This window comes from Kribbella speibonae, from assembly GCF_004331375.1.
In the GTDB taxonomy this organism is placed as follows: Bacteria; Actinomycetota; Actinomycetes; order Propionibacteriales; family Kribbellaceae; genus Kribbella; species Kribbella sindirgiensis.
Window position 1 is genome coordinate 1 of record NZ_SJKC01000005.1, and the last position, 21,612, is coordinate 21,612.

Sequence of the window (21,612 nt, forward strand, 5' to 3'; positions counted from 1 at the left end):
CACGGCGAGAATCGACTTCCCGCTGACCAGCGGGAACGTCAGAAACCCGACACATCTCACACCGTCGCCAGATCGCATCCAATCGTTTCGGCGACAGAAACGCCTCGAGTGCCAGAAGTGTAACGGCTTGCGACTTCGTCGTTGCGGCGGTGGATGAGAATCGTGGGGTGCCGTTCGGCGACGTCGGAGCACACTGGTGCGGGTGAGCCCGTAGATGTGTATGGCGCGGGGTCTTCGGGTGCCGGTGGATTGTTGCTGCGAGCACGTGGGTCTGTGTCCTGGCAGAGGGCCCTCCGGACGGCGCGCAGGTCGCGGGTGTCGCGGCGAGGGTTTGTGCCGGAGGGAGTGCTCAATGGAGGTGTTGTTCGAACGGGTGGCCGGCTTGGATGTCGGCAAGGCGTCGGTCACGGTTTGCGTGCGGATACCGGGGAAGCGGCAGGGGAGCCGGTCGTCGGTGACGCGGACGTTCAAGACCACGACCGGGTCACTGCACGTGATGCGCGACTGGTTGCTCGAGAACGCGGTGACGATCGCGGCGATGGAGTCGACCTCGACGTATTGGAAGCCGCCGTTCTACTGTCTCGAGGAGTCGATGGAGGTCTGGCTGCTGAACGCCGCGCACATGAAGGCGGTGCCGGGCCGCAAGACCGATGTGCGTGATGCGGAGTGGATCGCCCAGCTGCTGGAGCACGGGTTGTTGTCGCCGTCGTTCGTGCCGCCGCCACTGATCCGCCGGTTGCGGATGCTGACCCGGTATCGGATGCAGCTGATGGGCGACCGGACTCGCGAGGCGGTTCGGTTGGAGCTGATGTTGGAGGACGCCTCGATCAAGCTGTCGGCGGTCGCGTCGTCGGTGACCACGGTCTCGGGGCGGGTGATGTTGCGGGCGATGATCGACGGTGAACGTGACGCGCGGGTGCTGGCCGAGATGGCCAAGGGTCGGATGCGTTCGAAGATCCCCGATCTGGCTCAAGCGCTCGAGGGGCACTTCGATGGTCACCATGCGCGGATGGCGGGCGCGATCTTGGATCGGCTTGAGTTGGTCGAGCACGCGCTGGCCGATCTCGATGAGGCGATCCGGGCGGAGTGCCGGCCGTGGGTCCACGAGATCGAGTTGCTGCAGACCATCCCCGGTGTCGGGGAGAGGACCGCCCAGGTGATCGTCGCGGAGACCGGTGCGGACATGTCCCGGTTCGGTTCGGCGGCCAAGCTCGCGGCGTGGGCCGGTGTCGCGCCCGGGATCTACGAGTCGGCCGGCAAACGCACACCCACCGGGAAGCGGCATGGCAATAAGTGGCTGACCGCGATGCTGGTCGAGGCGGCCGGCTCGGTGGGCCGGATGCACGGCAAGAACTACCTCGCCGCGCAGCACGCCCGGCTCACGAAACGCCGCGGCGCCGGCCGAGCGCAGATCGCCGTCGCGCACTCCATCCTCGTCGCCGTGTTCCACATGCTCACCAGGAACGAGCCCTACCGCGACCTCGGCGCGGACTGGCTCGCCCGCCGCAACGACGAGGCCCACACCCGCCGGCTCGTCGCACAGCTCGAAAGACTCGGACACAGCGTCCAACTCGACCCCGTCGCATAACTCCAGCCACCGCAAGCGTGTCGGGCAAAGCCCGACGCGCTGACGCGCCTGCGCTCCAACAGTTGATTCACGGGTCTGTGCCGGTCCTGCTATCCGCGTTTTGACGGACCGGGTGACTGTTACAGCCAGAAGAGCCGGAAGTCATTGAGGCGTCAACTACTGCGCGCCTGGCGCGAGCCGATGTCGAGCAGATCACCGACGCGCTGGTGCGCCTGGACAACGCACTGCCTGAAGTTATCCCGGCTCGATTGCTGCCGCGGAGTGGTGCACATCGTCGTGTCCTCGCACTGGGCCCATTGCGACCGTCTGCCTACCCACGCCGCGACAGCAGAGTCCTCCTCACCTCATGTAGGAGTCGAACGATCCAGTCACTTCGAGTCTGCGTAGATCTTCTGGGTGATCTTGAGTAGCGGCACTTTGCCGGCATCGTGGCAGCGGCGGGCCCATGCTTCGACCTTCTGCTTGAAGATGATCGAGCCGGAATCCGCCACACTGCCGATCGGCTTCTTGGCCCGATAGCCGAACCAGAGGCAGTACCGTTTGAACACTGGAGCCATGCCTACGTATCCACCGGTGCTGATCAGATCCAGCACATTGGTCGCCTGGTCAACCACGTAGTTCAGCTTCTGCGGCGTGCCGAACTTCACGGCATACACGGTGTCACCGCGCTGGAGATCCCAGGCCTCGACCGGCGTACCGCTCTTCACCTTCAGGATATCGAAGTTCTTGTCGGCAACGACGTACCCGCGCTTCTTCAGGTCTTTGTTGAAGTCACCCTCTTCGGAGGTCGTCGCCTCCAGACCTGCCTCCGTCGACTCGACCTCGATTGCGCGGATGGCTTCGTCCAGCGCCTCAAGGTAGTCCTGATTGAACTTCAGCCACTTCCCGCCGCGCAGCACGACGTGATCATCGTCCGAGATGAAGTCGACCGCCTCCTTGATGGACTGGATGAAGTCGGCCTGTTCCTCGCGGTGATGCTTGATCTTCAGGTGCAGGACCTTCTCCCTCGGGATCGCCCGTTCTGTGAGGTAGTCCTTGATGGTCTTCATCGTCAGTTGGTCGACCTCAAGCTTGGCGTAGTGCCCGCAGCGCACGGTGAAGCTGCCCACACTGCTGAACACGAAGTCGACCCCGAACAGATCGAACGTGTCGACCGCGATGTCCGAGACCCCGACCGGAGACATCAGCTCGTCGATCAACTTCTCGTCGTACTTCGCGATCTCGGCCTCCTCCTTCAGCTCCAGCGTCCGCGGGAGCTTGAACCGGGCTGGCTTCTTCAGCTCAGCGTCGATCTGCGACAGGAAGGTGCCAATCTGCTGAGGTGTGATCTCCGGAGTGAGCAGGCAGGACGTACCGAATTTGCCGCTGGACCCGAAGGCCGCACGCTTGCCGGCGACTATCTTGCCTTGTAGAAAGTCGACGGAGCTTCCCGGAGCGACGGTGAGTTTCGACGGGCCGATGTAACTCTGAATGCTGCGCTTGCGCCGGCCCTGGTACTGACGCGATGCCGTCTGTGTGATGTCGTCCTCGTCGGCGATGCGCTTGGCCAGCTCGACACCGAAGTCGTAGTCGCAGTGCGGCCGGATGTGGAAATGGGCCTTGCCGAAACTCAGCGCGTACACGGACGTTCCCCGGGCGAGCATCATCGCGCCGAAGTAGTTGCGGTTCGAGTAGATCCCGTCGCCGATGTACTCGGCGAACGTCTTGACCCAAGGAACCGAACTCAGCTTCGGCTCGGTGGAGAAGTAGAACTCTCCTGCCCACTTTCCCAAGGTCACCGCGTTGGTTTGCACGAGTTTCGCGGCGCCGAGCGCTTTGCGTAGCGGCGCCAACTGGTCGGGTGGGATTCTGAAGATGTTGAGCTTCACGCAGTGCCCCCAATTCGGGTGGTGTCACACCTGGCTCACAGTGGATGGTCCGCGGTGAGTCCCCCCAGATGACTGCCCGAGTCAGCAAGGATGCCGTTGTTACTCTGCGTTGCCAAGACCCAGAGATGCCCGACCGCGCCGACGGGAGTGTCGGCGTACGGCGTCCGGGTGCCGGACATCGTGGTCGACCCCCGGAGATCGTCGTACTGACCGGCCCCAACGGCAGTGGCAGGAGCACCGTACGTCGCCTGCTCGTCGGCGAGCTGCGATCACTCGGGCGGTTGGAACTGGATCTCGATCGACCGATGAGCGAGCTGACCAGGGCCAGCTCCGCCGTCTCGGAATCCTCCGGGCGTTGATGCACGAGCCGCATCTCGTCGTCCTAGACGATCCGTGCACCGAGCTCGACGACGCCGGCCGCCGAGTCCTGCCGGCATCGCGGCGCGGCGTGCCGGACTCCACCACCGATCGACTGGGTGTTCACCGGGCCGGTTGTCATGGACTGGCTCCTCGTCGCTGTCGCTCTCACCAGCTCGACCCCTCGACCTGAAGTCGCTCAGTCGCGAGCGTTCGAACCGCACCTACGCTCGCGCGTCACGGACGCTTGCCGCCGCATCATCCGTCCTGGTCGTAGCCTTGGCGGTCACTCGCCAGTCAACCTTGGCTGGTAGCGCGCTCCCTGCTCTTCGCGGCCCGAGCGATAGGCTGGACAACCCAGCCTCGCGTCCTATCCGCATCGGCTTGGTTGAACTCGGAGTGCTCGCGACGGGCGCCACATCGAGCCTCGTATTGCAGCAATCGTGACCTCCAGTCATCACTGTGTGTGGTCCTGGCCTTGGCAACGGAGTGTGATCGCGGCATAGTCCGGGGGGAGAGGGAGACCTTCAGCCGGGTAGCACCAGGCTGCGTCGCAGTTCGATCGTGGGGGACCATGATTCGCTTTTGTATGCCCTCTCCACGGAGATCTGGGATCGAGAGGGGCGAGCAGGGATGCAGGTTTTGTATGTAGTCGAGTTCAGTGTGAGTTCGAGAGATGAGGGGTGTGACGCTCAAACGGCAGCGACGAGGAGCGTGACTGCATGGCTCAGCTTCATGGGCTGTCCCAGCCCGGAGAGTGACCTGCTCGGTCAACGGGGCGATCTATGCCTCTCTCCCAACATCGCGGGTGGTCCGAGGACAGCCTCGTGGGAACGCGCCGGCACCGAGCGGCGGAAGGCCCTCAGGATCGAGGTCCGTGACGAGCACCCAGTTGACCAGACTGTCTTGGTGACCAGGGTGACTGTGGGGGATGACGACGGAAAGACCTCCCTGCGGGTGTCGATGGCCCGCGAAAGCTCACCCACATGGCTCTCGCCGGCACCCCCTGCCGACTTGAGGCAACCAGGGATCATCCGGTCGCTGCTTGGCAACGGCAAGGTCGCGCTGTCGATCGTCGGACAAGAGCAAGACGGCCGGTATGTGCCGGTTCGTAGCGAAGCCGAGGTGGCCACGCTCGCAGATGCAATCCGTCGACCGACAAGGTTGCCAATCCTCTTGATTCACACCCGAACTCGCCCGGCCATGGCGGTAGCACGCCACGTTGCTCTCAGACTGGTAGGGCTGGTTCGAGTCGTGACACTCGACTTCCGCGCGAGTAGAGCCCTTGACGTTTTGCTCCCTGGGTTTGCGCCACCGTGGTCCGGAGCACGTCTGGTGTGGAGCGACGCCGCGGCGCGTACCCTGCCCTTCGAGGATCGCCAGGTCAACGCGGCCGATCCTGACGTTTTGCGCGGGCAGTTGATGCGCGTGTTGGCACCGGTCTCCGTTCTCGCGCGGGGCGTCGATCAGGCCTACCGCGAGGCTCGCAGTGCGGAGATCGCCGATCGAGATCGAGATGCGCGAGCCCGCAGTATGCACGCATTGGCGCAGGGGAGTCCGCATCTCCAGATCGAGGCACTCCAAGAGGAGCTGGAGACCGCCCGCGCGAGCGCGAACACCTGGGAGCAACTCGCCCGTGATGAGGAAGAGCGAGCAAACCTCTTGACTGCCCAAGTTAGCCAGCTCCCGGAGCTCGAGGCGCAGGTCGAACAACTCACCATCGCCCTACGCGCGAGCCGACCACCGGCCGGCGATGAACTCGTCGACGACGATCCGTGGAGCACCCTGCCGGATCTCGTCACCGGCGACAGCGATAGCGCAGAGGACCTGTTCCTCCACCTCACCGATGCAACATCAGGCCACATCGTGTTCACCACGCAAGCCGCCTCGATCTGGAAAAAGAGCAGCTATCCCTTCCCCGACGAGATGACCGAGTGCCTCACCAAGCTCGCCCATGCCGCAGCAACGCTCTACGATGGCACCGACCGAAACCTCCCACACCTCGACAACTGGTTCCGGGAGAACTTCGACCTCAAGGTCGCTTTGCAGGACGACACGATCGAGAGAAACGCGAAGCTTCGCTACTTCGACTACGAAGGCAAGACCTATGACCGAACCCCGCATGTCAAGGTTCGAGACCATACGGCGCCGACCCAGGTAGGACGCATCCACTTTGCCCTCGACAGTGACAAAAGCCGCTTGATCGTCGCCCATGTTGGGGTGAAGCTCTACTGACGAGAAGCGGGTCAGCGCAGTCTGCTCCGTCACTGCTCCGTGAACCCCTGATAAGCGCCGACAAACGTCGGGGAGCGACGAGCAATGAACGCGCAGGTCAGGCCGCAGTTCGGGGATGCGGTCCGGCGACCTAGCACCCGCACCCCCGAGACTTACACTCGGAAGGTCGCCGCCTCAGACACCGTCGACCAGACCGAGGTCGACGTGCGCCAATGGCAAGACTCGACGACCGTGGGACGTTCGCATACGAAGGACGTCATCGACTGAATCGCGGCATGCCGAAGGAGGTCCCGGGGTCACCGAGCTTGTCATAGCGCACCGGTCGACGGCTTGCATCGGAGATCGCGGCTACCGGCGTGGTCGAGGATGGGCGTGGTGTCGAGACCCGGTCAGACTTCAAGCGTCCAGTTGCCGTCGGGGCTTATGAGGGCGTTCCGGTCGCTACCGAGTTGGACGGTCATGGAGTGTAGGGGGAAGTGGCCGGTGGTTGCCCATTTGGCTTGGACGCGTTCCAGGTCGTCCCATAGGCGGCGGGGGCCGCTTTGGTGGACGGTCTTGGTTTGGCTGTCGGCGCGGGCCCAGGATCCGTCGGCTGCTAGGAGCCACAGGAGTTGGCTGCCGTCTTCTCGGGTTGCGGAGCGGTTCTCGATGTCGGGAGTGTCGAGTTCGAACAGGCAGCGCAGTTCCCAGTCCTCCCAGAGGTCGGGGAGTGGGCCGGTCAGTTGGCGGGTGTCGGTGCCTGGCTGGTCGCGGGCGGCGTCGTATACGTGGTCGAGGCGGGCTGGGTAGTCGGTGTCGCGGCGGGTGCGCATGAATGTGGCTGGGTGTGGTTGGACGTGGCCGCGGGCTACTCCGTCTGAGTGTTTCTCGGCGCTGATGAGGAGTGAGGTGCCGGCGATTGTGGTGACGACCTTTCCGCCAGGACGGAGTGCGTCGAGCCAGGCCGGTGGGATGGGTCGGACGGAGACGGTTGCGATGATGCGGTCGTAGTCGGTGTCCGGTAGTGATCCGGTGGCGTCGGCGACTTCGAAGTGTGGTGTTCGACCGAAGGTGGCGAGGCGTTCGCGGGCGGCGTCGACGAGGTAGGGGTCTATGTCAATGCTGGTCACCTGCTTGTCGGCGAGGCGATGTGCGAGGAGGGCGGCGGAGTAGCCGGAGCCGGTACCGACGTCGAGCACCCGGTTCTGTTCGTCGGGGTTCAGCAGGTGGAGCATGCGCACGATCAGCCCGGGCAGGGTCGAGGACGATGTCGGGAGACCTGTCGGGCGATCGGATGGGTCGGCACGGTCGGCGTGAACTGAGCCCACTCGGGTCACCAGCGTTTCGTCCGCGTACACCTCTGCCCACGGTTGGTCGGGTTGCGGCGTTCGGAGTCCCCAGGCGAATGGGTAGCTGTCGGGGATCGGCTCCCACCACCTCGGAACCATTTGGTGCCGAGGTGTGGAGCTGACCGAGTCGTGCCACTCCGGTGCGGTTGCGGTTACCTGGTCCGCGAGTCTGCGGGCGGCGTCGGTCCAGTCAGTCACGGACTCAATCGTCCTTTCCTTGGAGGGCGTCGGCCATTGCCTCGATCATCGGTACGCCGGCCTTGACTGCGAGCCAGTGCCATTGACCGTTCGGGTTTACTTCGAAGAACACCCATCGGCCGTCCGGGGTCACGGCGAAGTCGAGCGCTCCGAAGAACAGGCCCAACTCGTCCATCAGCAGCCGGACACCCTTCTCGACGTCAACCGGAAGTTCGATCGGACCGTAGGTGAGGGACGGATAGTCCGTTCGCCAGTCCAGTCTGGCAGCCGCACTTCCGGCGTGGATCGCGACCGGGAACATCCGCTGCCCGATCACGGTCAGGCGTACTTCGCATTGCTTGGGGACTCGCTCTTGAAATAGATGAGCAGTGCCGGTGAGGCTCGCGTCGATCTGATCGGCGCGGAGGACGGTCGTCGGTAGGTAGCGATGACGCCGTTCAGCCGTGAGCACGCCACCGCTGAGGCCCTTGTAGATGACCTCATCGGCGCCGATGAACTCCTGGGCATGAGCTGGATCTGAGGTGAGGATCGTCCGCGGTACGTCGAGGCCGGCGCGGGCCGCCACAGCAAGCTGAACTGGCTTGTAGTTGGCGGCCGAGTCCTTGGCCGGATGATTGATCCATCGAACCGGAAGCGATCCCAGTACGCCGAGAACCCCGACGCGCGCCTCAGACACGGCGAATGCTCGCACTTCGTCCGGCCAGGCACTCGGCACCTTGAACTCGGCGGGGCGTCGCCACCACACGGCACTGACCGCTGTGAGGTCGACCGACCGCTTACCGGTCAGGCGCCCGTCCCAGCCCTGCGCCCCGAGAGTGGCCGCTACACGGGACGACTGGGGGAAGTCGGAGGTGTCGTACCGGACGACCGACGCATTTCGCCGGGTTAGCTCGTCGATGACGGCGTCGGCCGTCAGGTCGTCGCGACCGGTCAACACCAGGACGGTGCTCATGGTCAGTAGTTGTCGGTCGAGGTGTCCGATCCGGGGCGCTGGCCGTCGGGGATCGGCGTTTCGGTGTTGGTTTCCGGCAGGGCCGCGGCGATCGCGTGGTACGGGTTGCCGGTCGCGGACACGTTCAACTGAAGGTTGGCGCTGTAGGTCATTGGCAGTTCCATCGGCGCGGTGTCCGGTCCGGACGCCAGGTGACGGACGCCGAAGGGGACTGCGCTCATCTCGTTGCTCATGGTGAATCTCCAATGTCGGTGAAAGTTTGGAACGGCCGGCCCAGGACGGACTCGCTATCTCGTCCCGCGCCGGCCGGCTTTTGGGTGGTGCCCGTGATTCGCTGACACCGCAGGTGTCGGCCCGGTAGGCCGTGGATCCGAAGGGTGATGACGTGCGCGTACTGCTCTGCGAGTGCCGTCGGGGCGATGTGCTCCTCGATCAAGTACTCGCCCAGCCACAGCTGCACGCGCCAGAGTTCCTGCTCGGCCATCGAACTCGCGGGCCGCTCAGGCCGGGCGGTCGGCGTCGATCCACCGTACGACGGTGGATCCGTTGTGGGGGCCGTCATGGGAGAGCAAGAACCTGGGCGCCGGTCGCGACCTCGAAGTAGGTCCTGATGCACCTCGGGGATCCGAGCGTCGTCAGGTGCAGCATGCTCGGCAGGAGTACCACCTCAACCTGGTCGCTAATGACGGCGTCAAGCAAGCGGCCGAACGCGGCCGGCGACCGGGTGCCCTCCTCGACGAAGATGGCCGCGAGGTCGAGGCTGGAGGTGGTGGCGAAGGCCAACAGACGCTCCTTGGTGCGGTTGACTTCGGATTTGCAGACCAGCAGGTGCGCCCGCACATAGGCATACGCCCGAGGCAACTCGACCGACTGGCGGTCGGCATCAGGTCCACAGTTGCAGGAGAGCGAGTAGCAGGCTCCGGTTGCATGTACGGGCGGTGCATCCCTGGTACGCATCACTGCCGTCATTCCAATGACGCTACAAAGGGGCCGCCAGCAACGACCAGGTTGTTGCGGGGAGTTGCTATACCAATTCGCCCTGGATGCGGAGGATTAGTTGGCGGGCGTCGCGGCCGTAGACTGCCCAACCGCGGAGGTGATCGAACATCTTGGCGTAGAGGTCGATCTCCTGGGGCTGAGAGACTTCGATGCTGGCGGTGGGCGTCTCCAGCTTCACGAGGTTGTCATCGAAGATCCAGAAGCCAGCGGAGCCGATGACGTCGCGAACGGTCAGCGCCGGGATGATGCCGAGCGAAACGTTGGGCAGGCTCATGATTGAGAGCAAGCGATCGAGTTGGGCGCTCAGCGTCTCGGTGTCACCGAGGGGCGTCCGTAGGCAGGCTTCTTCGAGCACGACCGAGAAGGTCTTCGATCCGTCGTACAGCACGGATTGCCGTTCGAGCCGGGCCGCGACCGACTCCTCGAGATCGTTGCGTACACCGAGGAACGAAAACCAGAACGGCAGCATGGCTCGGATGTAGCCGGCGGTCTGAAACAGGCCGGGGATCACGTTGTGTTCGTAGATCCGAAACTGTGCGGTGCGCTCATAGAGCGGAACGGGCGAACGCATGAGCTGCTTGAGGCCGGTCCGGGAGCGATGCCGGAACTCCATGTACATCGACTCGATCGAGCGGGCCTGCGCGATCAGGTCTGGAGCTTCGGCGTCGGTGGCGCAGACCGCGCACCAGGTGCGGATATCGGCGTCGGTCGGTCGCTGGACACCGTTCTCAATCTTGCTGATGCGGGTGAAGTGCCAGCCGGTCCCGTCGGCGAGTTGGCGCGCGGTCAGTCCGGCGTCGAGGCGTAGTGAGCGAAGGCGCAGGCCGAGTGCTTCCTGCGCCTTCTTGGCTGCGCTACTGGGGCTGGTAGTCACGGTGCGGCACGGACAGCGCCCACACCCGTTCAAAGGCGGTGCGGCACATCTCGACGTCGGCTGGATCGGTAGAGAGTGTGAGTGCGGTGTTGAGACCGGAGCCTGCGTAGTGCAAGAAGACCACCTGCTCGTCGTCAAGCACGTAGAAGTCGTTGCCAGGGATGCAGATCGACGACACCGAGCGACGGGGCACCCAGCGGATGTCCTCGCCAGCGTCGACCATGGGGCCAGTCAAGGTGTGGGCCCAGCGCTGATAGTCGCTGAGGGGCTCCGAGACGATCTTCGCCCGCCGGACCGACCGCCCTTGTTCGACGTGGCCCCGGACCTTGGTACACCAGCCTTGCAGCCAGTCCAGATCGTCAGGCTCGCCCGCTGCCCACTTGGCCATGTGCGGAAGTTCGGTCTCGGTGCCGTAGGCATCCCGAGTCTCGAGGTGCACGGCACTGCGCTTGATAGCCGCCGTCCGGTCCTGGAACTGACTGTAGGTGAGCTCCTGCACGATCCTCCTACTTGAAGAACGGGATCATCCGGTCGGGGATCTCGACCACGGTCTCGCCTTCGGGGATATTGAGCTGGCTCAAGGCTTCGGGGTCGGTAACGACCCAGCCTTGCACGACCCAGCTGCCACGGTCGGTCTTGTAGAGAGTCGGCGAGTTGTCGGGGATGGAGTCTGGATCACCGGCGACCAGTGTGAGGCGCATGTCGGTCCTCCTTGTGTAGATGATTGCGGTCGGTTGCCGCTGACTACCCTCCGCTTGCGACTGGTTGCGGTCAAGGGGTGTTGCGAGATGTTGCGAGCCCGAGTTTGAGCGCAGGTCAGCCTCTACATCTGATAGCGGGTTGCTCAGTCGCTCGCAACGTTTCGCAGCGCCTCCCGATTGCCAGTTCTTTGGCTGCCGTGAGCGTTGAGCGTGCATGGCGGATGGGCGAGAGGTTCAGCGGGAACGGCGTGAGTCGTGGGTTGGAGTGGAAACGCCGGATCGGGTGCCGGTGCTTTATCCACAGGCTGCTCGGGTGCTCAGGCGGATCATCGCTCGGCTGGCAAGGTCGCGGCGTGGGTCCGCTCAGGGGTGCGAAGACGAGGAGGCGTCGTGAGTGACGGTGATGAGTGGGCGACTCTGGACGAGTTGCTGGGTATGGAGGCGTTGGCGGATCAGCCGGAAGGCGGTGGGATCGGGCGGCTGGCGTTCTACGGGCGGTGTTCGACGGAGGACAACCAGGATCCGGCGACCTCGAAGGCGTGGCAGTTGGGGGAGGCGGAGCGGTTTGTGGAGCCGCTCGGGGGTGAGGTGGTGGAGGAGTTCTTCGATATAGGGCAGTCGCGGTCGTTGCCTTGGGAACGGCGGGAGCAGGCGAACGAGGTGCTGCAGGCGCTGAAGAATCCGGACCGGGGCTGGCAGGGACTGGTGGTTGGGGAGGCGACTCGTTGCTGGTTCAGTAATCAGTTCAGCCTGACGTGGCCGAAGTTCGATCGGTACGGCGTGTCCCTGTGGATACCGAGTCTGGGTGGGCGGTTTGATCCGCAGAACACGGTGCACGACATGGCGATGACGATCACGGGTGGGTTGTCGAAGTCGGAGCGTCAGCATGTGCAGCGGCGGGTTCGGGCGGCGATGGCCGCGCAGGTGTTGATTGATGGGCGGTATCAGGGTGGGCGTCCGCCGTACGGGTATGTCGTGGTGGACGGCGGGCCGCATCCGCATCCGAGAAAGGCGGCTGAGGGGCAGCGGTTGCGGGTGCTGGCGATAGATGAGGTCGCGGCCACTGTCGTGCGCCGGATCTTCGACCTGTATCTGGATGGGTGGGGGAGGAAGGCGATCGTTGAGCAGCTCAACCGGGAAGGCGTGCCCTGTCCGTCGGCGCGTGCTCCGCAGCAGAACCGGCATCGGTCGATGGACGGATGGCAGCACTCGACGGTTGTTGCCATCCTCAACAACCCGCGGTACACCGGGTATGCCGTCTACGGTCGCTGGCAGAAGGTCGAAGAGCTACTTGATCCAGATGATGTTGCCGCCGGCTACGTGGTGAGGTTTCGGAGGTCTCCGCAGGCGAAGATCGTGCGATCGAGGGAGCCGGCGCATCCGGCGATCATCTCGGTCGAGACATTCACCGCGGCTCAGTTGCGGCAGCGGAAACGGAAGTCCGACGGGATCCAGAAATGGTCTGCGGTTGAGCGGCGCCGTACGTCGCCGAAGCGGGTGTATGCGCTGCGTGGCTTGGTCAGGTGTGGACTGTGCGCTCGCAAGATGGAGGGGGCGGCGCGGCGGCAAGAGATTGTCTACTACAGGTGCAATGCGCGGACGCTCGTTCCGGGGTCCGCGAGTGCGCTGGCGCATCCTCGGCAGATCTACTTGCGGGAGGACGTCGTGACGCCTGCCGTCAATCGGTGGATCGGGTCGCTGTTCGACCCCGTGCATCGCCCCGACACGCTCGAGGCTCTTCTGGTCGAGGCTGACAGCGAGGACCCTCGCACCGAACATGTCGAGGACCTTCGCGGGCGTGTCCGTGCGGCGAAGATCACCATGGATCGGGTCCGGAAAGCTCTCGATGCCGGCTGGGATCCGGTCGAGCTGCGGGACCAGTACAACGCGGCTGCGGCGGAGAAGCAGGTGGCCGAGAAGGCGCTGGCATCGTTGCCGACTCAGGTGACCATCACCAGGGCTCAGCTTGCGGAGTGGATCGATGAGCTGGGTGACATCGGAGCGGCGTTGAATGCGGCGAATCCGGAGGAGCTGAACGAGCTGTATGGCTCGCTGCGGCTTTCGCTGAAGTATCACCACGCCGACCAGACGGTTGACGTGGAGGTCGACCCGATGGGTGACCGTGTGGATAAGGTCTGTGTCCGAGGGGGGACTTGAACCCCCACGCCCCGCGAAGGGCACTAGCACCTCAAGCTAGCGCGTCTGCCTATTCCGCCACCCGGACGAGTGGTCTGACCGCCTGCGCGGTGCCGACCGGAGAACAGTAGCAAACTCCAGGGGTGGAATTCACATCGGGTGGTCGGGGTGGTGACGAGGGGGTGTGGGCGGCGTAGTTTGAAATTCAAGGAGTGGCCTCTGAGGTGGAGGTGGGTACGCCGTGGGCGCGTGGAACGGGATGTCGTTCGAGGGCAAGGAGACGATGCTCCGGGTTGTCCGGCAGGAGGCGGAGCTGTTCTTCGGGATGGTCGAGGCCGACGGTGTGTGGGAGGCGCCGACCGGGGCCGGGCATTGGGAGGTCCGGGATGTGGTGGCGCATCTCACCGACACCACGGAGTCGTACTTCGTGGCGTTCGACGCGGCGCGGTCGGACGCGGAGGTACCCCCGGCGTACGGGCTGCCGGGGATGGCCGAGCGGGTCGACCGGCAGGCGCTTGCGCTCCGCGAGGTGCCGCAGGCGGAGCTGATCGACCGGCTCCGGACCGACTTCGACAAGATGATGGGGATGTTCGACGCGCTCGGGCCGGACGACTGGGCCGGGTTCACGGTGCCGCACTTCTACATGGGCCCGCTGCCGGCGTTCTTCTATCCAGCGTTCCAGTTGATGGATTACGGCGTCCATTCGTGGGACATCCGGCAGGGGACCGGGCGGGCGCACGGGTTGTCGGGTGAGGCCGCGGACCTGCTCGTTCCGTTCATGTTCGTGCTGTGGAAGTACACGACCGGGGCCAAGGATCCGTGTGAGCTCGGGATCCGGATCACCAGCGGCCAGAATGCCGGTGACACCAGGGTCAGTGTCGGTCCGGACGGTATGGACTACGCGGCCGGCGACGTGAGCGATCTGCGGGCGGTGATCGAGTTCGATCCGGGCAGTTTCGTGCTGACGGCGTTCGGCCGGAGCAACGCCGGTACGATCCGGGGCGACCGCGCAGTCGCCGACCGGTACCTGAACCTGTTCTTCCGCATCTGAGGGGGATCGCATGACCGATATCGACCTGTCCACGATCGAGGCGGAGCGGGAGCGGATCAGGACGTCGTACCTGAAGCCCGGTGGCAGTTCGTCGGCGCGCGGGCTGCATCACACCGCGTTGCTGTGCGCCGACGTCGAGCGGACGGTGCGGTTCTACCAGGGGGTGCTGGGATTCCCGCTGACCGAGATGGTCGGGAACCGGGACTACGAGGGCTCGACGCACTTCTTCTTCGACATCGGGAACGGGAACCTGCTGGCGTTCTTCGACTTCCCAGGGCTCGACCTCGGGCCGTACGCCGAAGTGCTCGGCGGGCTGCACCACATGGCGATCTCGGTGGAGCCGTCCGAGTGGGAGCGACTGAAGCGCAACCTCGACGAGGCGGGGGTCGAGTACCAGGAGGAGAGCGGTACGTCGATCTACTTCCGCGACCCCGATGGTGCGCGGATCGAACTGATCTCCGACCCGCTGGGCGAGATGTACGGACTCAAAGTGCTCTGAACCGCTGGAGCATCCCAGCCGTTGACCAGGTACGACCCGAGCGGGATCCTCGTCTCGGGTGAGAGACCGAGTCTCGGGGTGGGGCAATGGGGCACAGGAGCGCGTTGGTGACGCTGGCGGCGACGTCCGTCGGGCTGGTCGGCTTGCTGGTGGTCAACAGCACGCAGACAGACGCCCCGGCGGCCATCCAGACAGGCACAGCGCCTCCGACGAGCGCGCCCCCAACGACGGCGCCAGCCACCACTGCCCCGACGCAGGTAACGCCGGTGCCGAAGCAGACGACCGCAACGCCGCCGGCCGCGGCAATCCCTGCGGTGTACATCGGCCGCACCGCCGGCCGGGAAGCCACACTCGCCATCGCAGTCAACGGCGCCAAGGCCGTCGCCTACATCTGCGACGGCCGCAGAGTAGAGGCCTGGCTAACCGGAACCTTCACGTCAGGTCAGCTAGTACTGCGTTCGCGCACGGGCGAACGCCTGACCGGCTTAGCCACCGCGAAAGATGCGTCAGGAGAACTGACCCTGCGCGGTCGCTCACTGCGGTTCACAGCGATCGTGACAGGACCACCAGCCGGCCTCTACCGCGCCAAGAACACAACGTCGACGATCGGCTGGATCGTCCTCCCGGACGGCTCGCAGGTAGGCATCGACAACGACGGTACTCCCGCCGCCGCACCGCCGCTCGACCCGGCCACCCGATCTGCCACGGTCAACGGCGTCGCCGTGAGCGCTCAGTCCATCGACGGCGACGAGACCTTCTGAGGTGGGGCTGATGACTACAACGACCGTCGCCAGGCGCAGCGCCGTAGCTGTCCCAGTGATCGCCGGCGCTGCAGCGGCTGTCGCGTTGGGCGTGTACGGGCGATTGCACGACCCCACCGGCGTGGCGATCGACATCGCGGGCTTCTCCAGTTTCCAAGCCGTCAAGAGCTGGCTGACCACGCTGGCCGCCGTACTCGCCTTGCTCCAACTGGCCAGCGCAGTCGCGCTCTACCGGGGCCGTCCGCAGCTAGCCCCGTTGCACCGCTGGTCCGGCAGAGCTGCGGTCCTCGTCACGCTCCCTGTCGTCGCGCATTGCCTTTACGCGTTGGGCTTCCAGTACGGCGAACCGCGCGTACTCGTCCACTCGCTGCTCGGCTGCTTCTTCTACGGCGCGTTCGTCGTGAAGATGCTCGCGCTCACCCGGGCAGGCGCGCCGTCGTGGCTGCTCCCGGTCGCCGGTGGTGCCGTCTTCACCGGCCTGATTGGGCTGTGGCTCACCTCGGCGCTGTGGTTCTTCACCACGTTCGGTGTCATCCGTTGAAAGGACCAGCTGTGGACGCACCCAGCCGCCGTACCATCCTCACCGGAGCCGCTGCCGGACTGGCGGCTGTCGCCGGATGTACGAAGTACGGCGAGCCACAGGCCACGCCTGCTCCGGCGCCGGCCGACACCGTCCTCGGCCCGACCGCGGACATTCCGGTCGGCGGCGGGAAGATCTTCGCGCCGCAGCAGGTCGTGGTCACCCAGCCGGTCCAGGGCACGTTCAAGGCGTTCACCTCGATCTGCACCCACCAGAGCTGTCCTGTCGCCAGCGTTGCCGACGGGACGATCAACTGCGACTGCCACGGCAGCAAGTACGCGCTCGAGGACGGCTCCGTCCAGGGTGGCCCGGCGCCACGTCCGTTGGCGCCGAAGCAGATCACGGTGTCCGGCGGCTCGATCACCCTGACCTGAGTCCCCTTCCCCAGTCGTGGTGGGGGAGGATGGGGCCATGACGACCTCCAGCGACCGTACGGCGTACACGCCCGATGCCGAAGTAGTGGAGCTCTGCAGCGAGCTGATCCGGATCGACACCACGAACTACGGGAACGGCAAGAGCAACGGGGAGCGGGTCGCGGCCGAGTACGTCGCGGCGAAGCTGGACGAGGTCGGGATCGAGTCGACGATCTACGAGTCGGAGCCGGGGCGGGCGACGCTGGTCGCCCACTGGGACGGCGAGGACCAGAATGCGGACCCGCTGCTCGTGCACGGGCACCTGGACGTGGTCCCGGCGGACCCGAAGGACTGGAAGGTCGACCCGTTCGCGGGTGAGATCTTCGACGGGTGCGTATGGGGCCGCGGCGCGGTCGACATGAAGGACTTCGACGCGATGGTGCTGTCGGTCGTGCGGGCGCGGCAGCGGGCCGGCGTGAAGCCGCGGCGTCCGGTCCGGCTGGTGTTCACCGCCGACGAGGAGGCCGGCGGCGTGTACGGCGCGCAGTGGCTGATCAACAACCACCCGGACACCGTTGCCGACTGCACCGAAGGCATCGGCGAGGTCGGCGGGTTCTCGATCACGGTCAAGGACGACCTGCGGCTGTACCTGATCGAGACCGCCGAGAAGGGCATGAACTGGATGCGGCTCAAGGCCCGCGGTACGGCGGGCCACGGGTCGATGGTGAACACCGACAACGCCGTCACGAACCTGGTCGAGGCGGTCACGCGGATCGGGTCGCACGAGTGGCCGCTGCGGGTCACGCCGACCGTGCGGGAGTTCCTGAAGACGCTGGAGGACGTGCTCGGGGTCGAGCTCGACCCCGACGACATGACCACGACGCTGTCGAAGCTGGGCAGCTTCAGCCGGATGTTCGGCGCCACGATCCGCAACACCGCGAACCCGACGATGCTGAACGCCGGGTACAAGGTGAACGTGATCCCGGGCGACGCCGAGGCGCATATCGACGGGCGGTTCCTGCCCGGGCACGAGGACGAGTTCTTCGCGACCATCGACGAGCTGCTCGGCGACAAGGTGCAGCGCGAGACCGTCGTTCAGGACATCGCGCTGGAGACCGAGTTCAGCGGCGGGCTGGTCGAGGCGATGAAGGCATGCGTCCAGGCCGAGGACGCGCACGCTCGGTTCGCGCCGCTGCTGATGTCGGGCGGTACGGACGCCAAGTCGTGGAGCCGGCTGGGGGTGCGGTGCTTCGGGTTCGTCCCGCTGCAGCTGCCGCCGGACCTGGACTTCATGGGCATGTTCCACGGCATCGACGAGCGGGTGCCGACGTCCGCGCTGGAGTTCGGTTCGCGAGTCCTGGACCGCTTCCTCGACGAGGCCTGACGGTCAGGTCCGGCGGAGGATTCTCGGCACGGTCAGCAGGCCAGAGTTCAGGTAGTCGGCGGCGTGTTCGATGTGCTGGAGGTCGAACCGTCGACCGTAGGTTGTGGTGGACTCTGCGGCCGCGTCGAGCAGGTGCTGGTCGGCGGAGAGTGCGTTCGCGGCGGTGTTGTGGACGACGATCCGCAGATCGTTCAGGCCTGGTCGAGCGGCGGGTGTGAGGTCGACCTGGTACGGCGGCGCCCACAGCGAACCGCAGTGGGTGTCGTTGAGCCAGATGTCGGCGGCGACGCCCACCGGCGGGGTGATGAGCGCGCGGTAGGAGTTGTCCTGGAGGTAGGGCTCGCTGTCGGGCGCGACCGGTTCACCGGGGCCGAAGTCCAGGATCAGGCGGTCGGTCGTGTCGGGGAGTTCGACCTCGGTGCGGTACGTCGCCGAGCCGGAGTACGTCGTCAGCGCCTGCTCGTCCTCCCAGCGGTGCGGGAGCGTGATCGGGCGACTGTCCTTGCCAAAGGCAACCGACCAGCCGCCCTGCAGCGGCATGACCAGCTGGTCGGGCGGAGCAGCCGCGACAGTTGTGGGCGGGGCTGCCGGGCGAGGTGTGGGCGTGGTGCCTGGGATCAGGACTGCTGACTCATACGGATGGAGCGTGACTGTGTGGGTGAACGAGGCCTCGTCCGAGAGCGCGCTCCAGCGTTCCAGCGGTTCGTCGAAGGTGAGCGTGCGGGTCTCGGGGCCGGTGTTGGCGACGAAGTAGAAGTCGCCGTCGTCCAGGCGCTTGTGGACCACGCCTATGTCCTGTTGGGGAGCGATCGGCGGTGCCGGGAGGTGCTCGGCGAGGGTGCTGACATCGGTGACCACCTTCCCGCCGACCGCATCCAGCCAGCGCTGCGTCTCCGGCGGCGTGATGGTTCCTTCGGGTACGACGACCAGCGGCACGTCAGCGGGATCGAGTACGTCGAGCGCGTCGTCGTCGATCAGGTCGAAGTCGAGCCCAGCCTCCCGGATCGTCCGCGGAACGCTCTCCGGGATCAGCCGGCGGGCGACGCGGTACAGGTTCAGCGGCTCTGCGTGCCCCGCGCGTACGGCGGCGTACGCGTCGGAGGCCGGGATGTAGATCTTCACCGGCCGAACCGGCGTGCCCTGCTGGAGCAGCCAGGAGAGGCGGTGCAGAGAGCGGAAGAGAGCGGTTGCCGACGGCCACCAAGGGTTCCGGTCGTCGAGTGCGCCCGCGGCGTAGAAGATCCATCCGAGCCCGGGCCCGTCGGACGGTGAATAGGGCCAGCCGTGGCCGATGAGCTGGTTGACGCCGGAGAGGAAGTGTTCGTGGGCCTCGCCCTGGAGGTCCAGCGGCGTGGCCCGGAACGAGGGGGAGTGGACCCACGTCCAGACCTCGGCCGAGACGACCGACCGGCCGTAGATGTTCGCCGCCGACGACGCCCAGCGCGTCTCCGGGATGCGCGTCCATCCCCAGCCTTCGCCTTCGAAGATGTCGGCGTGCCGGTAGCTGCTCATCGTCGCCGGCGGTTCGCCGTAGCTCTGGATCCGGAACGGTACGCCGTACCCGGCCGCCCATTGCCGGAACACCTTGAGGAAGTTGTCCTCGTACAGCTCCGACAGCGTCCGCCCGAAGTCGATCCGCAACTGCTGCGATCCTTCGGTGTCCACGAGCAGTTCGTAGAGCCGGGGCCGCAGCTCGTACCCGCGGCGTTTCACGAACTCGTCGAAGATCGTCGGCGTCCAGTCCCCGCCGTACACCTCGAGGCTGTCGCAGAACACGGATCCGAGAAGCTCAGGCGTGGCCGCGAGCAGCAGCGGCTCGGCGACCTGCTTGATGTGCTCGTTCGCAGCGGCCGCCGAGTAGTGGTCGAGCGTCAGTCCCTCGGCTCCCGCCGCGGTCCGCTTCACCTGCTGCCCGGTTACGCGGGACGTGGCGATCAGAACCTCGCGCGGCTGGCCGCCGGCCGGTACGTGGACGATCCCGTCGCGCACCGGCACCTCGACGTACGACGACGGCGCGCCGCCCCAGCCGTCGCCGACGTACGCTGCGACGAACTCGTCACCAGGCCAGGCGGCCACGATCGGTACGTCGGACGCCGCGGCGCCGATCTCGCGGCGGTCCCAGTGCAGCTGCCGTGCCGCGTACTCGGGCCCGACGTGCGGGCCGCCGTACGACCAGCCGCTCCCGAGCGTCACGTCGAACCGCAGCCCGAGCCGTCGTGCCGTCCGCGCCGCGTGCCCGACCAGTTCGAGGAACTCGGGTGATCCGAAGGGCGCCGTCACAGGTCCCATCGGGTAGACGAACGCGACCTCCGCGCCGCCGAGCCCGGCCGCGGCACTGGCTTCCAGCTCGCGGTCGATTTCGTCTCGCTCGATGGACGGTCCGAACCACCACCAGCGCATCATCGGCCGCCCCTCGGGCGGCGGGTTCCGGAACTGTCGTCGGACGTCGTCGACGGTCGCCATACTCCTCACCCCACAGCGACCGGCGACCCGCGGTCAACGGCGATGGCCGCTACCGGTCAGATCGTCCTGCGGAGTGGTGACACCCGACGTCAACAGGTACTGACCGACCGCGTACGTCGACATCGTGAGCGCTCCCCGGCCGGGGAAGTCGCGGCCGGCGAGGCGGAGCGCGATGAGCGCGTCGGAGACGAGGAAGAGCGCTCCACCGAGGCCGCTGCGCGGGTTGTGCCAGCGGGCGGCGACTGCGGTTGCTGTGAGCAACAGTGCGTAGGCCGCGACGGGGATGCGTTGGTTGCCGAGCCCGGGGGAGAGGACGGCGATGAGGGCGGCCCACAAGGCGGCGTACGCCGCGAGCACCCGCCAGGATCGCTGCGCCGGACGGCTCAGGAACACCGCGAGATAGCAGGCGTGCGAGGCCGCGAACGCCGCGATGCCGGCGAGTTGGAGATCGGTCTCGAGAAGGAGATCACCGGCGGCTGACGCGAGCACCGCGGCTTGGAGCAGCGGCGTGGCGTCCTGCGTGCGCGTCCACTGCCAGAGCAGCGGCATCAGCGTCACCTTGCTGGCCTGCTTGAGGATCTTGGCGTCGATGACGATCGCCGCGACCTGTACGACGGTCGCGCCCCAGTACCCCGCCAGCACCCGCCGCCCACGCGCCAGCTGTCCCAGCCTCATGCGCCCGAGTCTGCAACATCCGACGGCGCGACGCGCCGCTGTTCACGACATGTTCAAGGTGCTGGTGGTCTTCAGGCGGTGCTGGGTGTTGAGTTTGGTGAGCCAGGCGGCGAAGGCGGGGAGGTCTTCGACGTTGGTCTGGGGGATGTGGAGTTTGCGGCCGCGGGTCGAGGTGATGGTCAGGTAGGGAGCCGCGTAGCCGCTGCTCGGCGTGACGAGCGTGGTGCCCTCGAATTCCGACCACGGGACCTTCCGCCACCAGGCGAAGCGGATGCCGGTGGCGTTGACGGTCACTCGCGGGTGGCCGAGGAGGAACAGGACGGCGAGCGCGACACAGGCGGCGAAGAGTACGGCGAGGAGCGCCACCCGGACCGTGAACCAGGTACCGCGGTCGTCGAGGTCCCGGACCACCGAGAGGATCGGGATGCCGGCCAGCACCAGTACGACGACCAGCCCGCCGAAGGCCAGCGCGCGCCGGACCGCGAAGATCACCCGGCCGGAACGGTGCAACTCCGCGTCCCAGGCGCCGATGTCCTGATTCCCCATCACCATGTGTCGATCCCCTCCGGGCGCGATTGTACGTGTGGCGGCGGGCGCCTCTGCCCGCTGG

General features: G+C 66.0%; 21 protein-coding genes and 1 tRNA gene. 10 read left to right on the forward strand and 12 right to left on the reverse strand.

What is annotated here, in order from left to right:
* Positions 1-352: 352 nt before the first annotated feature.
* Entirely contained in the window at positions 353-1,588 is a 1,236-nt protein-coding gene (locus E0H92_RS31220) for an IS110 family RNA-guided transposase (RefSeq protein ID WP_131498784.1), read from the forward strand.
* Between the two features lie 368 nt (positions 1,589-1,956).
* Here E0H92_RS31220 and E0H92_RS31225 read toward each other — a convergent pair whose 3' ends face one another.
* Positions 1,957-3,456 carry a DUF6119 family protein gene (locus E0H92_RS31225; protein ID WP_131498785.1) on the reverse strand — a complete coding sequence of 500 codons (1,500 nt, stop codon included), beginning with the start codon at positions 3,454-3,456 and terminating at the stop codon, positions 1,957-1,959.
* 125 nt (positions 3,457-3,581) lie between these two features.
* Here E0H92_RS31225 and E0H92_RS31230 point away from each other — a divergent pair, with 125 nt between their 5' ends.
* Positions 3,582-3,815 (forward strand): ATP-binding cassette domain-containing protein, encoded by a 234-nt coding sequence (locus E0H92_RS31230; protein ID WP_131498786.1) that lies wholly within the window; start codon positions 3,582-3,584, stop codon positions 3,813-3,815.
* Positions 3,816-4,722: 907 nt separating this feature from the next.
* On the forward strand, positions 4,723-6,048 hold the full coding sequence (locus tag E0H92_RS31235) for a hypothetical protein (RefSeq protein WP_131498787.1): 1,326 nt from the start codon (positions 4,723-4,725) through the stop codon (positions 6,046-6,048).
* A 389-nt stretch (positions 6,049-6,437) separates the two neighbouring features.
* Here the strand turns inward: E0H92_RS31235 and E0H92_RS31240 are convergent, their stop codons facing one another.
* The 7 genes from E0H92_RS31240 to E0H92_RS31270 form a co-directional block, all read right to left on the reverse strand.
* Complete coding sequence (locus E0H92_RS31240; protein WP_131498788.1) at positions 6,438-7,475, reverse strand: methyltransferase domain-containing protein; 1,038 nt, start codon at positions 7,473-7,475, stop codon at positions 6,438-6,440.
* A gap of 103 nt (positions 7,476-7,578) precedes the next feature.
* Positions 7,579-8,526, reverse strand: coding sequence for an ATP-grasp ribosomal peptide maturase (tgmB, locus tag E0H92_RS31245; RefSeq protein ID WP_131498789.1), 948 nt, complete (start codon positions 8,524-8,526; stop codon positions 7,579-7,581).
* Positions 8,527-8,528: 2 nt separating this feature from the next.
* Entirely contained in the window at positions 8,529-8,759 is a 231-nt protein-coding gene (tgmA, locus tag E0H92_RS31250) for a putative ATP-grasp-modified RiPP (RefSeq protein WP_131498790.1), read from the reverse strand.
* Positions 8,760-9,084: 325 nt separating this feature from the next.
* Positions 9,085-9,495 (reverse strand): hypothetical protein, encoded by a 411-nt coding sequence (locus E0H92_RS31255; RefSeq protein WP_131498791.1) that lies wholly within the window; start codon positions 9,493-9,495, stop codon positions 9,085-9,087.
* Positions 9,496-9,550: 55 nt separating this feature from the next.
* Positions 9,551-10,399 (reverse strand): helix-turn-helix domain-containing protein, encoded by an 849-nt coding sequence (locus E0H92_RS31260; protein WP_131498792.1) that lies wholly within the window; start codon positions 10,397-10,399, stop codon positions 9,551-9,553.
* On the reverse strand, positions 10,380-10,898 hold the full coding sequence (locus tag E0H92_RS31265) for a DUF6879 family protein (protein ID WP_131498793.1): 519 nt from the start codon (positions 10,896-10,898) through the stop codon (positions 10,380-10,382). The genes E0H92_RS31260 and E0H92_RS31265 overlap by 20 nt, the downstream gene beginning before the upstream one ends.
* Before the next feature lie 7 nt (positions 10,899-10,905).
* Positions 10,906-11,100, reverse strand: coding sequence for a hypothetical protein (locus E0H92_RS31270; RefSeq protein ID WP_131498794.1), 195 nt, complete (start codon positions 11,098-11,100; stop codon positions 10,906-10,908).
* 435 nt (positions 11,101-11,535) lie between these two features.
* Here E0H92_RS31270 and E0H92_RS31275 point away from each other — a divergent pair, with 435 nt between their 5' ends.
* Positions 11,536-13,257: a recombinase family protein gene (locus E0H92_RS31275; RefSeq protein WP_131499175.1), complete on the forward strand. Its 1,722-nt coding sequence runs from the start codon at positions 11,536-11,538 to the stop codon at positions 13,255-13,257.
* On the opposite strand, the gene E0H92_RS31280 is transcribed toward E0H92_RS31275, so the two are convergent.
* A tRNA-Leu gene (locus E0H92_RS31280) sits at positions 13,239-13,324 on the reverse strand. The genes E0H92_RS31275 and E0H92_RS31280 overlap by 19 nt on opposite strands.
* Positions 13,325-13,477: 153 nt before the next feature.
* Between E0H92_RS31280 and E0H92_RS31285 the strand changes: the two genes are divergently transcribed.
* The 6 genes from E0H92_RS31285 (at position 13,478) to E0H92_RS31310 (ending at position 17,864) form a co-directional block, all read left to right on the forward strand.
* Positions 13,478-14,287 carry a maleylpyruvate isomerase N-terminal domain-containing protein gene (locus tag E0H92_RS31285; RefSeq protein ID WP_238173678.1) on the forward strand — a complete coding sequence of 270 codons (810 nt, stop codon included), beginning with the start codon at positions 13,478-13,480 and terminating at the stop codon, positions 14,285-14,287.
* 10 nt (positions 14,288-14,297) lie between these two features.
* Positions 14,298-14,786 carry a VOC family protein gene (locus E0H92_RS31290; RefSeq protein WP_131498795.1) on the forward strand — a complete coding sequence of 163 codons (489 nt, stop codon included), beginning with the start codon at positions 14,298-14,300 and terminating at the stop codon, positions 14,784-14,786.
* 86 nt (positions 14,787-14,872) lie between these two features.
* The gene (locus tag E0H92_RS31295; protein WP_131498796.1) at positions 14,873-15,547 is read left to right on the forward strand and encodes a hypothetical protein; all 675 of its coding nucleotides are present in this window, start codon (positions 14,873-14,875) and stop codon (positions 15,545-15,547) included.
* Between the two features lie 10 nt (positions 15,548-15,557).
* On the forward strand, positions 15,558-16,088 hold the full coding sequence (locus tag E0H92_RS31300) for a DUF6529 family protein (RefSeq protein WP_131461342.1): 531 nt from the start codon (positions 15,558-15,560) through the stop codon (positions 16,086-16,088).
* An 11-nt stretch (positions 16,089-16,099) separates the two neighbouring features.
* Positions 16,100-16,501 carry a Rieske (2Fe-2S) protein gene (locus E0H92_RS31305; protein WP_238152619.1) on the forward strand — a complete coding sequence of 134 codons (402 nt, stop codon included), beginning with the start codon at positions 16,100-16,102 and terminating at the stop codon, positions 16,499-16,501.
* A 37-nt stretch (positions 16,502-16,538) separates the two neighbouring features.
* Positions 16,539-17,864 carry a M20/M25/M40 family metallo-hydrolase gene (locus E0H92_RS31310; RefSeq protein ID WP_131498798.1) on the forward strand — a complete coding sequence of 442 codons (1,326 nt, stop codon included), beginning with the start codon at positions 16,539-16,541 and terminating at the stop codon, positions 17,862-17,864.
* Positions 17,865-17,867: 3 nt separating this feature from the next.
* Here E0H92_RS31310 and E0H92_RS31315 read toward each other — a convergent pair whose 3' ends face one another.
* From E0H92_RS31315 to E0H92_RS31325, 3 genes are read right to left on the reverse strand one after another with little or no spacing between them, the layout of a single operon-like run.
* Entirely contained in the window at positions 17,868-20,327 is a 2,460-nt protein-coding gene (locus E0H92_RS31315) for a glycosyl hydrolase (RefSeq protein WP_131498799.1), read from the reverse strand.
* A gap of 33 nt (positions 20,328-20,360) precedes the next feature.
* Positions 20,361-21,002 carry a lysoplasmalogenase gene (locus E0H92_RS31320; RefSeq protein ID WP_131498800.1) on the reverse strand — a complete coding sequence of 214 codons (642 nt, stop codon included), beginning with the start codon at positions 21,000-21,002 and terminating at the stop codon, positions 20,361-20,363.
* A 42-nt stretch (positions 21,003-21,044) separates the two neighbouring features.
* A complete protein-coding gene (locus E0H92_RS31325; protein WP_131498801.1) occupies positions 21,045-21,554 on the reverse strand; it encodes a hypothetical protein in 510 nt (169 codons plus the stop codon).
* Positions 21,555-21,612: the final 58 nt, after the last annotated feature.

Coding starts and splice junctions, on each gene's coding strand:
- E0H92_RS31220 (WP_131498784.1), top strand. CDS start 353: ATGGAGGTGTTGTTCGAACGGGTGGCCGGCTTGGATGTCGGCAAGGCG.
- E0H92_RS31230 (WP_131498786.1), top strand. CDS start 3,582: ATGCCCGACCGCGCCGACGGGAGTGTCGGCGTACGGCGTCCGGGTGCC.
- E0H92_RS31240 (WP_131498788.1), bottom strand. CDS start 7,475: ATGGTTCCGAGGTGGTGGGAGCCGATCCCCGACAGCTACCCATTCGCC.
- tgmB (WP_131498789.1), bottom strand. CDS start 8,526: ATGAGCACCGTCCTGGTGTTGACCGGTCGCGACGACCTGACGGCCGAC.
- tgmA (WP_131498790.1), bottom strand. CDS start 8,759: ATGAGCAACGAGATGAGCGCAGTCCCCTTCGGCGTCCGTCACCTGGCG.
- E0H92_RS31255 (WP_131498791.1), bottom strand. CDS start 9,495: ATGACGGCAGTGATGCGTACCAGGGATGCACCGCCCGTACATGCAACC.
- E0H92_RS31270 (WP_131498794.1), bottom strand. CDS start 11,100: ATGCGCCTCACACTGGTCGCCGGTGATCCAGACTCCATCCCCGACAAC.
- E0H92_RS31275 (WP_131499175.1), top strand. CDS start 11,536: ATGGAGGCGTTGGCGGATCAGCCGGAAGGCGGTGGGATCGGGCGGCTG.
- E0H92_RS31290 (WP_131498795.1), top strand. CDS start 14,298: ATGACCGATATCGACCTGTCCACGATCGAGGCGGAGCGGGAGCGGATC.
- E0H92_RS31295 (WP_131498796.1), top strand. CDS start 14,873: ATGGGGCACAGGAGCGCGTTGGTGACGCTGGCGGCGACGTCCGTCGGG.
- E0H92_RS31300 (WP_131461342.1), top strand. CDS start 15,558: ATGACTACAACGACCGTCGCCAGGCGCAGCGCCGTAGCTGTCCCAGTG.
- E0H92_RS31310 (WP_131498798.1), top strand. CDS start 16,539: ATGACGACCTCCAGCGACCGTACGGCGTACACGCCCGATGCCGAAGTA.
- E0H92_RS31315 (WP_131498799.1), bottom strand. CDS start 20,327: ATGGCGACCGTCGACGACGTCCGACGACAGTTCCGGAACCCGCCGCCC.
- E0H92_RS31320 (WP_131498800.1), bottom strand. CDS start 21,002: ATGAGGCTGGGACAGCTGGCGCGTGGGCGGCGGGTGCTGGCGGGGTAC.
- E0H92_RS31325 (WP_131498801.1), bottom strand. CDS start 21,554: ATGGTGATGGGGAATCAGGACATCGGCGCCTGGGACGCGGAGTTGCAC.